Origin of the sequence: Streptomyces echinoruber (assembly GCF_014651135.1) — a bacterium.
GTDB classification, from domain to species: domain Bacteria; phylum Actinomycetota; class Actinomycetes; order Streptomycetales; family Streptomycetaceae; genus Streptomyces; species Streptomyces echinoruber.
This window is the reverse complement of record NZ_BMWH01000013.1, coordinates 34,999-50,066: the sequence shown is the minus strand read 5'-3', so window position 1 is coordinate 50,066 and position 15,068 is coordinate 34,999. Positions and strand designations below refer to the sequence as shown.

The 15,068-nt window shown below is 74.2% G+C and carries 15 protein-coding genes; 9 read left to right on the top strand and 6 right to left on the bottom strand.

The annotated features are described in order from the left end of the window. The first annotated feature begins 87 nt into the window (after positions 1–87). Positions 88–462: a YchJ family protein gene (locus IE225_RS16640; RefSeq protein WP_190058309.1), complete on the top strand. Its 375-nt coding sequence runs from the start codon at positions 88–90 to the stop codon at positions 460–462. 110 nt (positions 463–572) lie between these two features. On the opposite strand, the gene IE225_RS16635 is transcribed toward IE225_RS16640, so the two are convergent. Further along, a complete protein-coding gene (locus tag IE225_RS16635; protein WP_190058308.1) occupies positions 573–1,274 on the bottom strand; it encodes a FadR/GntR family transcriptional regulator in 702 nt (233 codons plus the stop codon). Between the two features lie 140 nt (positions 1,275–1,414). On the opposite strand from IE225_RS16635, the gene IE225_RS16630 reads away from it, so the two are divergent. After that, positions 1,415–1,933 (top strand): gluconokinase, encoded by a 519-nt coding sequence (locus IE225_RS16630; protein ID WP_190058307.1) that lies wholly within the window; start codon positions 1,415–1,417, stop codon positions 1,931–1,933. Positions 1,934–2,072: 139 nt separating this feature from the next. Next, a complete protein-coding gene (locus IE225_RS16625; protein ID WP_190058306.1) occupies positions 2,073–3,470 on the top strand; it encodes a GntP family permease in 1,398 nt (465 codons plus the stop codon). Between the two features lie 130 nt (positions 3,471–3,600). On the opposite strand, the gene IE225_RS16620 is transcribed toward IE225_RS16625, so the two are convergent. The 4 genes from IE225_RS16620 to IE225_RS16605 form a co-directional block, all read right to left on the bottom strand. Continuing rightward, complete coding sequence (locus IE225_RS16620) at positions 3,601–4,224, bottom strand: cytochrome b/b6 domain-containing protein (RefSeq protein WP_190058305.1); 624 nt, start codon at positions 4,222–4,224, stop codon at positions 3,601–3,603. Positions 4,225–4,324: 100 nt separating this feature from the next. Beyond that, positions 4,325–5,059 (bottom strand): molybdopterin-dependent oxidoreductase, encoded by a 735-nt coding sequence (locus IE225_RS16615; RefSeq protein WP_190058304.1) that lies wholly within the window; start codon positions 5,057–5,059, stop codon positions 4,325–4,327. Between the two features lie 337 nt (positions 5,060–5,396). Continuing rightward, on the bottom strand, positions 5,397–6,941 hold the full coding sequence (locus IE225_RS16610) for an APC family permease (protein ID WP_190058303.1): 1,545 nt from the start codon (positions 6,939–6,941) through the stop codon (positions 5,397–5,399). A 77-nt stretch (positions 6,942–7,018) separates the two neighbouring features. Further along, complete coding sequence (locus tag IE225_RS16605; RefSeq protein WP_190058302.1) at positions 7,019–7,969, bottom strand: hypothetical protein; 951 nt, start codon at positions 7,967–7,969, stop codon at positions 7,019–7,021. Positions 7,970–8,391: 422 nt separating this feature from the next. Here IE225_RS16605 and IE225_RS16600 point away from each other — a divergent pair, with 422 nt between their 5' ends. The 3 genes from IE225_RS16600 to IE225_RS16590 all read left to right on the top strand — a co-directional run bounded on the left by IE225_RS16600 (position 8,392) and on the right by IE225_RS16590 (position 9,773). After that, entirely contained in the window at positions 8,392–8,907 is a 516-nt protein-coding gene (locus IE225_RS16600) for an NUDIX hydrolase (RefSeq protein ID WP_190058301.1), read from the top strand. Between the two features lie 99 nt (positions 8,908–9,006). Next, positions 9,007–9,399, top strand: a complete 393-nt coding sequence (locus tag IE225_RS16595; RefSeq protein ID WP_190058300.1) for a YidH family protein — start codon at positions 9,007–9,009, stop codon at positions 9,397–9,399. A gap of 5 nt (positions 9,400–9,404) precedes the next feature. Next, positions 9,405–9,773, top strand: coding sequence for a DUF202 domain-containing protein (locus IE225_RS16590; protein ID WP_190058299.1), 369 nt, complete (start codon positions 9,405–9,407; stop codon positions 9,771–9,773). Positions 9,774–9,895: 122 nt separating this feature from the next. Here the strand turns inward: IE225_RS16590 and IE225_RS16585 are convergent, their stop codons facing one another. Then, on the bottom strand, positions 9,896–10,822 hold the full coding sequence (locus tag IE225_RS16585) for an NADP-dependent oxidoreductase (protein ID WP_190058298.1): 927 nt from the start codon (positions 10,820–10,822) through the stop codon (positions 9,896–9,898). Between the two features lie 242 nt (positions 10,823–11,064). Here IE225_RS16585 and IE225_RS16580 point away from each other — a divergent pair, with 242 nt between their 5' ends. From IE225_RS16580 to IE225_RS16570, 3 genes are all read left to right on the top strand, one after another. Further along, complete coding sequence (locus IE225_RS16580) at positions 11,065–12,099, top strand: phosphotransferase family protein (protein ID WP_190058297.1); 1,035 nt, start codon at positions 11,065–11,067, stop codon at positions 12,097–12,099. Positions 12,100–12,105: 6 nt separating this feature from the next. Further along, positions 12,106–13,320 carry an acyl-CoA dehydrogenase gene (locus tag IE225_RS16575; protein WP_190058296.1) on the top strand — a complete coding sequence of 405 codons (1,215 nt, stop codon included), beginning with the start codon at positions 12,106–12,108 and terminating at the stop codon, positions 13,318–13,320. A 232-nt stretch (positions 13,321–13,552) separates the two neighbouring features. After that, positions 13,553–14,896 (top strand): type III PLP-dependent enzyme domain-containing protein, encoded by a 1,344-nt coding sequence (locus IE225_RS16570; RefSeq protein ID WP_190058295.1) that lies wholly within the window; start codon positions 13,553–13,555, stop codon positions 14,894–14,896. Positions 14,897–15,068: the final 172 nt, after the last annotated feature.

The following is a 15,068-nucleotide window of genomic DNA, read 5'->3' as shown; positions in this document are numbered from 1 at the left end:
AGGGCCCTCGCGCAGGTGCGGATGTCCGCCGGTCCTCCGGACCCCCGTGCGCGGACCGCTGCGCGGGCAGGCGGCAGAATGGCGGGCATGACCACGCGTACCTGCCCGTGCGGGCTGCCCCGGGTGTACGAGGAGTGCTGCGGCCGTCTGCACTCCGGTGCCGCCGCCGCGCCGAGTGCCGAGGCGCTGATGCGGTCGCGCTACAGCGCCTTCGTGAAGGGTGACGCGGGGTACCTGCTGCGGACCTGGCATCCGCGCACCCGGCCGGCGCGGCTCGACCTGGACCCGGGGATGCGGTGGACCGGCCTGGAGGTGCTGGACACCAGCGGCGGCTCCGCCTTCCACCGCACCGGGACGGTGACCTTCCGCGCCTCCTACCGGGGCGGCGTGCTGCACGAGCGGAGCCGGTTCGAGCGCCTCGACGGGGCGTGGGTGTACGTGGACGGGGAGTTCCTGGAGTAGCCGTAGCGCCGGGGTCCGGCGCGGCCGCGGCCCGGCCGCCGACTCCGATCCGACTCCGGTCCGGTCCGGCTCGGCTACGGCTACGGCTACGGCTACGGCTACGGCTACGGCTACGGCGCCAGGATGTCCAGTTCCTGCAGCGCCCCCAGGGTGATTTCGCGGGTGAGTTCCTCCGCGCGGGCCGCGTCGCCGGCGCGGACGGCCTCGGCGAGCCGGACGTGGAGGGTGACGGCGGCCGGGTCGGGGTCGTCGAACATGACGTCGTGGTGGGTGCGGCCGGCCAGGACCTCCGCGACGACGTCGCCGAGGCGGGCGAACATCTCGTTGCCGGAGGCGTCGAGGATCACGCGGTGGAAGGCGACGTCGTGGACGAGGTACTCCTGCAGGCGGTGGCCGCGTGAGTTGGCGACCATGCCGAGGGCGCACTCGGTGAGTTGGGCGCACTGCTCGGGCGTGGCGTGCCGGGCCGCCAGGCGCGCGGCTACCGGTTCGATCGCCGAGCGCAGCACGGTGAGCGAGCGCAGCTGGCGCGGGCGGTCGGCGCCGGCCAGGCGCCAGCGGATGACCTGCGGGTCGTAGACGTTCCACCGCGCCGGAGGCAGGACCGTCACGCCCACGCGGCGGCGGGACTCGACCAGGTGCATCGATTCCAGGACCCGCACCGCCTCGCGCATCACCGAGCGGGAGACCTCGAAGCGCTGGGCGAGTTCGTCGGTGCGCAGGACGCTGCCCGGTGGGTACTCGCCCGCGGTGATGGCGGGGCCGAGGGTGTCCAGTACACGGCCGTGCAGCCCCCGGCCCGGTGTGCTCATGCGACTCAGAGTACGGGGTGGATCACGCGAACAAAAAGTCAGACTTATTTGGCGCAGACTCTTGAATTCGTCGTACCTAATGGGTTTCAGTTGCGTCGACATCACGTGTCGAAGAAGACAGCGCAACCAGTGAGGCAGCGATGAGCACCCCCCACGTCGTCGTGGTCATGGGCGTCGCGGGCACCGGCAAGACCACCATCGGTCCCCTGCTCGCGGCCCGGTTCGGCGTCCCGTACGCCGAGGGCGACGAGTTCCACCCGCCGGCCAACATCGCCAAGATGTCGGCCGGCGTCCCGCTGACGGACGACGACCGCCGGCCCTGGCTGGACGCCATCGGCGCCTGGGCGCACGAGCGGTCCGGGCTGGGCGGGGTGGTCAGTTGCTCGGCGCTGAAGCGGTCCTACCGGGACCGGTTGCGCGCGGCGGCCCCCGGGTTGGTGTTCGTGCACCTCACCGGCGGCCGCGCGCTGATCGAGGACCGGATGTCGCACCGGCGGGGGCACTTCATGCCCACGGCGCTGCTCGACTCCCAGTTCGCCACGCTCGAACCGCTCGGGCCGGACGAGCCGGGCGTCGAGGTGGACGTCGCGGGCAGCCCGGAGGAGATCACCGAGCGCGCGGCGAACGCCCTGCGCAGGCTCCCCGAGCCCGCCTCCTGACGCCGGTTCACCACCCCCCACCCCACAGCACCACCCCCCACGGCACCACACCCCCCACGGCACCACCGCACCGCGGACCGTGGCGCACCCGCGACGGCCCCGGCGCCCTCCCCTGTCCCCGTACCGCAAGGAAACCACCGTGACCAGACTCAGCGTCGAGATGCTGGCAGCGGACACCGTCGAGCCGATCACCTCCGCGGGCCACGCCCGGTTGGGCATCGCCGTGCTGGCGGGCATCGCCGTCATCGTCCTGCTCATCACCCGGTTCAAACTCCACGCCTTCCTGGCGCTGACCATCGGGTCGCTGGCGCTCGGGGCGTTCGCCGGGGCCCCGCTCGACAAGGTCATCATCAGCTTCGGCACCGGTCTCGGGTCGACCGTGGCGGGTGTGGGCGTACTGATCGCGCTGGGCGCGATCCTGGGCCGGCTGCTCGCCGACTCCGGCGGCGCCGACCAGATCGTCGACACCATCCTGGCCCGGGCCGGGGGGCGGGCGATGCCGTGGGCGATGGTGCTGATCGCCTCCGTCATCGGGCTGCCGCTGTTCTTCGAGGTCGGCATCGTGCTGCTGATCCCGGTGGTGCTGATGGTCGCCCGGCGCGGCAACTACTCGCTGATGCGCATCGGCATCCCGGCGCTGGCGGGCCTGTCCGTGATGCACGGCCTGATCCCGCCGCACCCCGGCCCGCTCGCCGCGATCGACGCGGTGAAGGCCGACCTCGGGGTGACGCTCGCGCTCGGCGTGCTGGTGGCGATCCCGACGGTGATCGTCGCCGGTCCGGTCTTCTCCCGGTTCGCCGCCCGCTGGGTGGACGTCCAGGCGCCGGACCGCATGATCCCCCAGCGCACCTCGGAGGAGCTGGAGCGGCGGCCCGGTTTCGGCGTCACCCTGGGCACGATGCTGCTGCCGGTCGTGCTCATGCTGGCCAAGGCGCTGGTGGACATCGTCGTCGACGACCCGCAGCACACCGTGCAGCGCGTCTTCGACGTGATCGGCTCGCCGCTCATCGCCCTGCTCGCGGCGGTCGTCGTGGGCATCTTCACGCTGGGCCGGCCGGCCGGGATCACCGGGCAGCGGCTGTCGGAGGCGGTCGAGAAGGGCCTGGCGCCCATCGCGGGCATCCTGCTCATCGTGGGCGCGGGCGGCGGCTTCAAACAGACGCTGATCGACTGCGGCGTGGGCCGGATGGTGCTGGACATATCCAAGGACTGGTCGATCCCGGCGCTGCTGCTGGCCTGGCTGATCGCGGTGGCGATCCGGCTGGCGACGGGCTCGGCGACGGTCGCGACCGTCTCGGCGGCCGGTCTGGTCGCGCCGCTCGCGGCCGACATGTCGACCACGCACACCGCCCTGCTGGTCCTGGCCATCGGCGCCGGCTCACTGTTCCTCAGCCATGTCAACGACGCCGGATTCTGGCTGGTCAAGGAGTACTTCGGGCTGAGCGTCGGGCAGAACCTGAAAACCTGGTCGGTGATGGAGTGCGTCATCTCCGTGGTCGCCGGCGGCCTGGTGCTCCTGCTCTCCCTCGTGATCTAGCGTCCTGCTCTCCCTCGTGATCCAGCGGGGGTACGGCGGCGCGGGCCCGCCCGCTCCCCGACGGCCGTACGCCGGCGCCGGGAGAGCGGGCGGGCCCGTCGCGTTCCCGGCGCTCGCGATCCTCGGGCGCTCACGGCCGCCACAGCGGGTGTTCGCGCTCCGCCCAGTCGCGGCCGACCCGGCCGGTGCGCAGGCCGCGGCGGGCCTCGGGATCGGCGAGGGCCATGCCGATGTGGCCGCCGAGGACGACGCCGAGGGTGAGGGCGAGCCAGTCGTGGACGAAGGTGGCGCTGGTGCGCCACATCAGCGGGGTGAGGTGGGTGAACCACATCAGCAGGCCGGTGCCGAGCATGACGAGGACGGCGCCGGCGAGCCAGGAGGCGTAGAGCTTCTGGCCGGCGTTGAACTTGCCGGCGGGGCGGGAGGCGGGGCGCCGGTCGCGGCGCAGGGCGGCGCGCAGCCAGACGCGGTCGTGCGGGCCGAAGCGGTTGAGGAGGCCCAGGTCGGCGCGGAAGGCGCGGGAGGCGAGGCCGGCCAGGACGGGCAGCGGCAGGCAGACGCCGGAGATCTCGTGGACGCGGACGACGAGGTCGCGGCGGCCCACGAGTTCGGCGAGCTGGGGGACGTAGAGGCAGGCCGCGGTCAGCACGCACAGGCCCATGAGGGCGGCCGTGGTGCGGTGCACCCAGCGTTCGGCGCGGGTGAAGCGGCGCACGCGGGCGGTGGTGGGCGGGGCGTCGGCGCTCAGGGGCATCGTCGGCTCGTCAGGTGGTGGGGGCGGCTCTTGGGGGTGGCTCTTGGCATCGGCCGTGGGGTCAGGTCGTGGGGTCGGCTCGTGGGGTCAGGTCGTGGGGTCAGCTCGTAGGGGTGTCGTCGCGTCCGTTGGAGCGGCCGACCCAGGCGTCCACGTCGTAGCCGCGCTCCTCCCAGTAGCCCGGCCGCACCTCGTCGGTGACGGTGATGCCGGAGAGCCACTTGGCGGACTTGTAGAAGTACATGGGCGCCACGTAGAGGCGGACGGGGCCGCCGTGGGCGTGGCCGAGGGGCTTGTCCTGCAGGCGCAGGGCGACCAGGACGTCGGAGCGGCGGGCCTGGGCGAGGGTGAGGCTCTCGGTGTAGGCGCCGTCGAAGCAGGTGAAGCGGACGGCTCGCGCGGTGGGGCGGACGCCGGCCGCGTCCAGCAGGACGGAGAGGCGGACGCCCGTGAAGGGGGTGTGCGGGACGCGCCAGCCGGTGACGCACTGGACGTCGCGCACCAGGCGGGTCTGCGGCAGCGCCTCGAGGTCGGCCAGGGTGTAGGTGCGCGGGCGGTCGACCAGGCCGTCCACGGTGAGGCGGTAGGTGGCGGCGGTGCGGTGCGGGACGGAGGCGGTGACCGAGTAGTAGCGGAAGCCGCCGCCGTTGGGCAGCAGACCGGTCAGGCCGGTGGGGTCCTTGTCGGCCGCGCCGGCGAGCAGGGACTCCGTGGCGCGCTGCAGGGCGGGCGCGGCGACCACGCCGAGCGCGCCCAGGCCGAGGGTGCCGAGCAGGACGCGGCGGCCGATCGGCCGGCCGGCCGCGTCTGCCTCGGGCTGCGCCGGTCGCTCCAACTCCTCCGGCTTTTCCGGCTGTTCCGGCCGTTCCGGCCGTTCCGGCCGTTCCTGCTGCGGCTGCGGCTGCGATTCCGGCTGCGATTCCGGCCGGGACGGTTGCGGCCGCAGCTTCTCCGACTGCGGCCGCTGTTCCGGCCGCGGCTTCTCGGACCGCGGCCTCTCCGGCTGCGCGGGCGATTCGGGTGGTGGTTCAAGGGTCACATTGCCATTCGAGCACCCGCGCTCCCCTCGCGGCCAGGGATTGCGGGTGCTCGTCAGGGTTTCCGTAACCACGTTCCCGCGGGGCGGCGGACAGAGACGGGCCCGCGGCGAGTCCGCAGCGGCCCCGCGGCGGCTACGCGGTCTCGCCCGCCGCCTTCTCCAGTTGGAACGCCTCGTTGCCCAGGCCGATGCGGGCGTGCGCCTCGGGGCGGCGGGCGCGCAGGACCAGGCCCTGCGCCAGGCCCGCGACCAGGGCGAGGCCGATGATGCCGGGCAGGATCCAGCTCAGGGAGGAACCGGGCCCGGCGCCGACGAGGACGTCGAAGTCCTTGACCGTGTACACCGCGATGACCAGCAGGGCCAGGCCCGCCAGCGCCGAGGTGACCAGCCGCCACGCCTGGGCGCCCGCCGCGCCGCGCCGCGCGAAGAATACGATCACCGACAGGCTGGCGGCGGCCATCAGCACGATCACGCCGAGGGCGCCGACGTTGCCGAACCAGGTGAACAGGTGCAGCACCGGCTGGGTGGGGTCGCCGGCCGGCCGTCCGTCGGTGGCCGCGAAGGCGACGACGACCACCGCGGAGACGGCGGTCTGCAGCAGCGAGCCGGTGCCGGGGGCACCGCCGCCGCTGGTGGTGCGGCTGAAGGCGGCGGGCAGCAGGCCCTCGCGGCCCATGGCGAAGGCGTAGCGGGCGCAGACGTTGTGGAAGCTGAGCATGGCCGCGAACATGCCGGTCACGAACAGCACGTGCAGCACGTCGGTGAAGGTGCCGCCGAGGCGGGACTCGGTCAGCGAGAACAGCAGGCCGGCGCTTTCCTTCCGGGACTGCGCGACGATGTGCGACGGGCCGGTGGCCACGGTCAGCGCCCAGCTGCTGAGCGCGAAGAAGACGGCGACGCCGGCCACGGCGAGGAACATCACGCGCGGGACGAGGACGTGCGGACGGGAGGTCTCCTCGGCGTAGACGGGCGCCTGCTCGAAGCCGAGGAAGGCGGCGATGCAGAAGCACAGCGCGGTGCCGACGCCGGCGCCGGTGAGCGTGCCGGGGTCGAAGGCGTGCAGGGACAGGCCCTCCGCGGCGGGGTCGGTGACGGCGGCGAGGTCGAAGACGACGACGAGGAGGACCTCGACGACCAGCAGCACGCCGAGCACGCGCGCGTTGACGTCGATCTTCAGCCAGCCGAGCACGCCGACGACGGCGACGGCCGCCAGGGCCGGGATCCACCAGGAGACGGTGACGTCGGCGTAGGTGGCGAACAGGTGGGAGACCTCGAAGCCGAAGATGCCGTAGATGCCGGCCTGCAGGGCGTTGTAGGCGACGAGCGCGACCAGCGCGGCGCAGGCGCCGGCGGTGCCGCCCAGGCCGCGGGAGATGTACGCGTAGAAGGCTCCGGCGTTGTGGACGTGCCGGCTCATCTCGGCGTAGCCGACGCCGAAGAGGACCAGGACCGCGCCGAGGAGGACGAAGATCAGCGGCTGGCCGACGACGCCGATCACCGCGAATGTGGTGGGCATGACACCGGCGACCACCATGAGGGGGGCGGTCGCGGCCAGCACGGAGAGCAGCAGGCCCCCCGTGCCGAGGCGGTCGGCGCGCAGCGCGCGCTCCTGCCCCTTGAAGGTGCTGATGCCGCCGTCGGCGGCCGGTCTGCTCGTGCGCGAACTGCCCGTCGTCATCGCGGGTCGGTCCTTTCCGGCTGTCGGGGTGCTCGGGGACTGTCGGGGTGCTTGCTCGGGGTGCGGGGGGCGGTGGGTCATACGGTGCCGAGCGCGTCGTCGCGCGCGGCGCGGAAGGCGGTGTACGGATCGCGGTCGGGGTACGACCACGGTTGTGCGGTGACGTGCGGGCCGATGCGGTGGAACAGGGCGGCGGCCTCGGCGCCCCGGCCCTGGCACACCTTGGCGTGCGCCAGGTAGTTGAGGTCGACCATGCGGCGCGGATGCTCCTCCTGCTCCCACTCCAGCCACCAGTCGAAGGCGGCCTTCATCACCTGGCGGGCCCGGCGGCCCACCCAGTGCCCGGAGGCGGCGGGGTCGGCCGGCTCCAGGCCCGCGGCGGCCAGGGCCCGGTAGCGCTCGGTGTGGGCCACCACCGGCAGCAGGGCCAACGGCGAGTCGGCGGGGGCCTGTTCGGCGGCCCAGGCGGCGAAGTCGTAGACCTCGTGCAGCGGGTCGGGGCCGGCCGCGGCGTGGCGCTCGGCGAGCCGGGCGACGACCAGGTGGTGGGCGTGGTGGTGGTCGGGGTGGCGCAGGCGGACCTCGTCGAGCAGGCGGACCACGTCGTCCTCGCCGCCCAGGGTGCGTTCCAGCAGGAGCAGGCCGAGCCACGGGGTGGGGTCGGCGGGCGCGAGCCCGGCGGCGGCCCGGCAGGACTCGCGGGCCCGGTCGGGCTTCTCCCTGCCGCGCAGGGCGGCCTGGACGAGGGCGAGGGCCAGCAGCGTCGCGGCGTCGGCGGAGTCGGGTTCGGCCAGCAGCCAGTCGCGGGTCCAGGCGGCGGTGGTCGGCTCCAGGGCGAGGACGGTGATCCGGTGGCCGCGCCGGTCCCAGTCGTCGCCGGTGCTCCTCAGCAGGCAGCGCACCGCCTGCCACCGGCCCTGGGCCAACGCGGTCCGCGCGGTGACGAGTTCGGCGTCGTCGAGGGCCGCGTCGAGGACCGGGGCGCCGCGTCTGCGGCCGCGGCCCAGGGGAGGCGGGGGTGGGGACACCGCGGGACTTCCTCACGCGCTCTCTCCGGCCCGGTGTCGCCTGCGGGACGCTGCGGTCCCTTTCGGCTCGCACGCCGCGACGGGGAGCCGGATCACCCGGCGCGGTCTCCGGCTGCCATGAACTGATCACGCACAGCAAACCCGGAGCCCGCACTCGGCGTCAAGCGCCGTCGGCCCGTTACACGCGTCAACTGCCTTTCGACGTGCGTCATTTGAGACACAGGGCGACCTGCGGGGCAGGAAGTGCACGGCCGCCGGCCGGCCGCGCCCGCGGTGTAGGTCTCCTCAGGGACCGGCCGCGCGCCGGCGCCGGGGCGCGGCCGGTCCGGGAGGCGGCCGGGCTCGCGGCGGTCGTCGCCGGGGCCGTCCCGCCGGGGCCGCGTACGCGGCGGGCCGGGGACCCGCCTGCTTGGATGGCGGGCATGAGTTCCGCTGACGAGATCCTCGACATCGTCGACGAGGAGGACCGGGTGATCGGGCAGGCGCCCCGCGGCGAGGCGTACGCCCGCGGCCTGCGGCACCGGTGCGTCTTCGTCCAGGCCCGCGACGCCGACGGCCGCGTCTTCGTGCACCGCCGCACGCCGACCAAGCTGGTCTTCCCCTCCCTGTACGACATGTTCGTCGGCGGGGTGGTCGGCGCCGGCGAGTCCTACGACGACGCGGCGCTGCGCGAGGCGCGGGAGGAGCTCGGCGTCACCGGGCTGCCGCGGCCGCGGTACCTGTTCAAGTTCCTCTACTCCGACGGGGCCGGGCTGAGCTGGTGGTCGGCCGTCTACGAGGTCCGCTGCGACCTGCCGGTGCGGCCGCAGGCCGAGGAGGTGGCCTGGCACGCGTTCCTGCCCGAGGACGAGGTGGAGCGGCGGCTGCGGGAGTGGGAGTGGGTGCCGGACGGTCTGGCGGCGTACGAGCGGCTGAAGGCGTACCGGTCCATGGGGTGAGGACGATCATGGGGGAAGACGGTCATGGCGGCGAGGACGGTCATGGGGGGTGAGGACCGTCTCACCGCGGCGTCGGCACCCCTGGATAGGGTCCTGTGCGTGAGTGGATTCGTACGAAACGTCCGGCTGTGGTTCGCGCCCGAGGAGGTGCGCGGGGAGGGCAGTACGCCGGACTACCGGTTCTCGCTCGCGAACGAGCGGACGTTCCTGGCGTGGCTGCGCACGGCGCTGGCGCTGATCGGCGGGGGGTTCGCGGTGGACCAGTTCCTGCCGGACCTGGGGCGGGGCTGGCGGGTGGGTCTCGCGCTGGCGCTGCTCGCGGCGGGCGTGCTGTGCGCGCTGCGGGCGGTGAACCACTGGGTGCGGTGCGAGCGGGCCATGCGACGCGGGGAGGACCTGCCGGTGTCGCGCTTCCCGGCCGTCCTCAGCCTGGTCGTGGCCGTGGTCGCCGTGGCCATGGTGGCCGTCGTCCTGCTCGGGTGGGAGGGCTGAGCGGGGTGGGTGGAACCGGCGGGACCGGCGGAACCGGCGGGACGAGCGGGGCGGCCACCGGGGCCGGCGCCGGGCGGGATCCCGGGCTGCAGCCGGAGCGGACGCGGCTGGCGTGGCGGCGTACGACCCTGTCCGGGACCGCCGCCGCCGTCCTCGCCGTGCGGACCGCGCTGCACGGCGGGGCCCTTCCCGGCGGGGTCGTGGCGTGCGCGGGCTGCTGCGCGGCGTGGCTGGGGCTGCTCCTGGTCGCCGAACGCCGCATGCGCGCGCTCGCGCGGACGCCGCGCCCGCGGGCCATGGCGCCGCGGCTCGCCGCGGCGGCGGCCCTGTGCGCGGTGGCCCTGGCCCTGGGCGCCGCCGCGCTCGTCGTGTGACGCGGGGCGGTGCGGTGCGGCACGCACGCCCGCGGGGCGGCGCGGCACGCCTGCGGGGCGGCGGTCCGCCACCGCCCGGATCAGTCCACGGTGGTCCCGGATCGGTCCACGACGCCCCCGGATCAGTCCACCGTGATGACGATCTTGCCGCGGGTGCGGCCCTGCTGGTTGAGCCGGTGCGCGTCCGCCGTGCGCCGCAGCGGGAACGTCTCGGAGACGTGCACCGACACCGCGCCCTGCTCGGCCAGCTCCGCCAGCCGGGTGAGGTCCTGCGGGTCGGGCCGGACGAAGCAGTACTGGCCGCCGTACGCCTTCACCTCGGGGTCGGCGATGGAGGCGAGCCGGCCCTCGGGGGCGAGGAGGTTGGCGGAGGTCTTCATGGTGTCGCCGCCGATGGTGTCGAAGGCGGCGTCCACGCCCTCGGGGGCGAGCCCGCGGACGCGTTCGGCGAGTCCGTCGCCGTAGGCCACCGGCTCCCCGCCGAGGGAGCGCACGAAGTCGTGGTTGGCCTCGCTCGCGGTGCCGATGACGCGGGCGCCGAGGTGGTGGGCGATCTGCACGGCGAGCGAGCCCACGCCGCCGGCCGCCGCGTGCACCAGCACCGTCTCGCCCCGCCGGACCCGGAGCGCCTTGGTGAGCACCTGGTAGGCGGTGAGTCCGGCCAGCGGCAGCCCGGCGGCCTCCTCGAAGGAGAGGCCGGCCGGTTTGCGGGCCAGGGTGCGCACGGGGGCGGCGACGTACTCGGCGCAGGTGCCGCGGGAGAGGAAGTCCTCGCGGACGTAGCCGATGACCTCGTCGCCCTCGGCGAACTCGGTGACCGCGAGGCCCGGCCGCACCACCACCCCGGCCAGGTCCCAGCCCGGGACCACCGGGAAGACGGGGTCGAGGACCGCGTCGAGGTAGCCCTCGCGGCATTTCCAGTCCACGGGGTTCACGGCGCTTGCGCGCACCTTCACCAGCACCGTGTCGGGGCCGACCTTGGGGTCGGGCACCTCTCCGTACTCCAGCACCTCGGGTCCGCCGTAGCGGCGGTAGCTGATGGCCTTCATGGAATCCGACCCTCCGGGGTCGACGGGCGCCACGCAAACCGTAAGGAGCGGATCCGGGCCGTTCGCGTGGCGGCGGTCCGACAGGGGCACCGGGTGCGGGTTCCCGTCCGGCCGCGCCGGCATCACGGCCGGCACCGTGGCACCGATCACGTCGGCTCCCCGCACTGGACGGCATACCGACCGGTCGGCATCATATGACGCGTCACCTTCATCCGCCCGTAGATCCGCCCGTAGGAGAGACGATGGCACCCGACCACCCGCCCGGACTCGATCTCGACCGGTTGCACGCCCTGCTGGAGCGCGAGCGGCCCGGCCTGGTGCGCGGGCCGCTGACCGGCCGGCTGATCGAGGGCGGACGGTCGAACCTCACCTACGCGGTCACCGACGGCACCTCGCGCTGGGTCGTCCGGCGTCCCCCGCTCGGCCACGTCCTGGCCACCGCCCACGACATGCGGCGCGAGCACCGGGTGCTCAGCGCCCTGCACCCCACGTCCGTGCCGGTGCCGCGCCCGGTGCTGCTGTGCGAGGACGAAGAGGTGCTGGGGGCACCGTTCTACGTCATGGACTTCGTGCCGGGCACGCCGTACCGCACCGCCGACCAGCTCGCCCCGCTCGGCCCGGAGCGGACCCGCGGCGCGGTGCTGTCGCTGGTGGACACCCTCGTCGACCTGCACGCGGTGGACCCGCGGGAGGTGGGCCTCGACGACTTCGGCCGGCCGGAGGGCTTCCTCGACCGGCAGCTGCGCCGCTGGGGCAAGCAGCTCGCCGCCTCCCGCAGCCGCGAGCTGCCGGGCATCGACGAGCTGCACGCGGCCCTCGGCCGCGACCTGCCCCGCTCCCCCGCCCCCACCGTCGTGCACGGCGACTACCGGCTCGACAACGTCCTGCTCGACGACGACGACCGGATCACCGCCGTCCTGGACTGGGAGATGTCCACGCTCGGCGACCCGCTGACCGACCTGGGCCTGCTGGTGATGTACAGCGTGCCGCTCCACCTGCCCGACTCGCCGGTCTCCACGACCGCCTCGGCCCCGGGCCACCCGGAACCGGGCGAACTGGTGCAGCGGTACGCCGCGCGCTCGGGGCGCGACGTGTCGCAGGTGGCCTGGTACACGGCGTTCGCCTGGTTCAAGCTCGCCGTGATCCTGGAGGGCATCCACTACCGCTACACGCTCGGCCAGACGGTCGGGCGGGGATTCGACCGCATCGGGGACCTGGTCCCCGTCTTCATCGAGCACGGTCTGACGACGCTTCACGAGGGCCTCCAGGAGGGCTGATCCACCATGGACTTCGCATTCGACGCCCGTACCGAGGAGCTGCGCGCCCGGCTCCTGGCCTTCATGGACGAGTACGTCCACCCCGCCGAGCCGGTCGCCCACGAGCAGCGCGCCCAGCTCCCCTCCCCCTGGCACACCCCGCCCGTGGTCGAGGAGTTGAAGGCCGAGGCCCGCCGCCAGGGCCTGTGGAACCTGTTTCTGCCGGACGCCGAGTACGGCGCCGGGCTGACCAACCTCCAGTACGCCCCGCTCGCCGAGATCACCGGCCGCTCGCCGCAGCTGGCGCCCACGGCCACCAACTGCGCGGCCCCCGACACCGGCAACATGGAGGTGCTGGCCCAGTTCGGCACCGAGGAGCAGAAGAAGCAGTGGCTCCAGCCGCTGCTGGCCGGGGAGATCCGCTCGGCGTTCGCCATGACCGAGCCGGAGGTGGCCTCCTCCGACGCCACCAACATCACCACGCGCATCGAGCGGGACGGCGACGAGTACGTCATCACCGGCCGCAAGTGGTACATCTCCGGCGCGATGCACCCGGACTGCAAGATCTTCATCGTCATGGGCAAGACCGATCCGGACGGCCCCGACATCCGCCGCCAGCAGTCCATGGTGCTCGTCCCGCGCGACACCCCCGGCGTCACCGTGACGCGGGCGATGCAGGTCTTCGGCTACGAGGACCACTACCACGGCGGTCACGCGGAGGTGGTCTTCGACCACGTGCGCGTACCGGTGTCGAACCTGATCGGCGAGGAGGGCGGCGGCTTCGCCATCGCCCAGGCCCGGCTCGGCCCCGGCCGCATCCACCACTGCATGCGGCTCATCGGCATGGCCGAGCGGGCGATCGAGCTGATGTGCCGGCGGGCGGTGTCGCGCACGGCGTTCGGCAAGCCGCTCGCCCAGCAGGGCGTCGTGCAGAACTGGATCGCCGACGCCCGGGTCGCCGTCGAGCAGGTGCGGCTGCTGGTGCTGAAGACGGCCTGGATGATGGACACCGTCGGCAACAAGGGCGCCCACACCGAGATCCAGGCCATCAAGATCGCCACCCCGCGCACCGTCGTCGGCATCCTCGACCAGGCGATCCAGCTCTACGGGGCGGGCGGCGTCAGCCAGGACTTCCCCCTGGCCGAGCTGTACGCCGCCGCCCGCACCCTCCGCCTGGCCGACGGCCCCGACGAGGTCCACCAGCGGTCGCTGGCGCGGCGGGAGCTGAAGAAGTACCTGTGAGGCACGGGGCCGGATGAGGGCCGGAGGTCGGCGGCCGCCCGTTGCGCGCGGCCGCCGCATCGGCGGTGCGGTCTTTCGCATCGGCGGTGCGGTCTTCCGCATCGGCGGCGCGGTCTTCCGCATCGGCGGCGCGCTCTTCGCCGACGCGGTGAAGACGGCGGGCGGGCGCGGCGGGCAGCCTGGGACTGCGCCCGGATCCCGGGCGCCCCGTCCCGACACCGGAAGGCTCACCATGACCGGCCCGACCCCCGCCGCCCTGCGGCGTGAGCGCATCCTGCGGGAAGCCGTGCGGCAGAGGCTGCTGGACCCCGAGCAGTCCCTGCTGGCCGCCTTCGTCGACCTCGACGGCGTCGCCGAGACCGTCGGGAGCCTGCACCGTGCCTTTCCCGGGGACGTCCCCGTCCTGCACGCGTTCGCCGCCAAGGCGAACTGCCTGGTGCCCGTCCTGCGGGAGCTGCGGCGCGGCGGCATGGGCTGCGAGGTCGCCACCGCGGGCGAGCTGGCCCGGGCGCTGGCCGCCGGTTTCCCGCCGGAGAGGATCGTCTTCGACTCGCCGGCCAAGACCCGTGGGGAACTCGAGCACGCCCTGGCCCTGGGAGTGGCCGTCAACGCGGACAACTTCCAGGAGCTGGAACGGATCGACCGGGTGCTCGCCGGCCGGGTTCCCGTCTCGCGCATCGGAGTGCGCGTCAACCCCCAGGTCGGCGGCGGCTCCATCACCGCGATGAGCACGGCGACGAGCACCTCCAAGTTCGGCGTCCCGCTGTCGGACCCGGGCAGCCGCGGAAAGCTGCTGGAGGCGTTCGGGAAGCACCGGTGGCTGACCTGGGTGCACACGCACGCCGGTTCGCAGGGCTGCCCGCTCGACCTCATGGCCCGGGGAGTGGCGCAGGCCGTGGAGTTCGCCGAGGAGGTCGACGCCGCTTACGGCAGGGGCCGGGTGGCCGGCATCGACATCGGCGGCGGGCTGCCCGTCAACTTCGCCGACGACGAGGTCACGCCCACCTTCGGCGCGTACGTCGAGCGGCTCGCCGCCCACGCGCCGGCCCTCTTCGGGGGCGGGTACGCGCTCGTCACCGAGTTCGGGCGCTCCGTCCTGGCCAAGAACGGCTTCATGGCCGCGTACGTGGAGTACACCAAGAGCGCGGGAGGCCGGCCGATCGCCGTCACTCACGCCGGCGCGCAGGTCGCCACCCGGACCGTCTTCGCGCCGGACGCCTGGCCGCTGCGGATCGAGGCGCACGACGGGAGCGGCGGCCTCAAGCGGGGGCGGCCCGTCCGCCAGGACGTCGCGGGCCCCGCCTGCTTCGCCGGCGACCTGCTGGCCCGCGACCGCGCGCTGCCGCTGCTGGAACCCGGCGACCTCGTCGTCGTCCCGGACACCGGCGCCTACTACTTCTCGACGCCGTTCCACTACAACAGCCTGCCGGAACCCGCCGTGCACGGCGTCCGGGTGCGCCCGGACGGCCGGGTCGAGTTCACGCCCGTCCGCCCCGCCCAGGACCCGTGGGACCTGCCGGAACAGGACTCCCGGGCCGCGTTCCCCCGCGTCCCGACCGGGACGGACCGCTCCTGACCCGGCGCGCCGCCGTCGTGTTCCCGCCGGCGGCGCCGGCCGGCATCGGTTCCGCCGTCCTGGCGGCCCTGGCCGGCAACGCGTGGCCCGTCGCGGTGGGCGTCGGCGGCAGCGCGACGGCCGCGGCCGTCCTGTCCTTCAAGGAGATCATCGGCCGGCGGCGCGCCCGTGG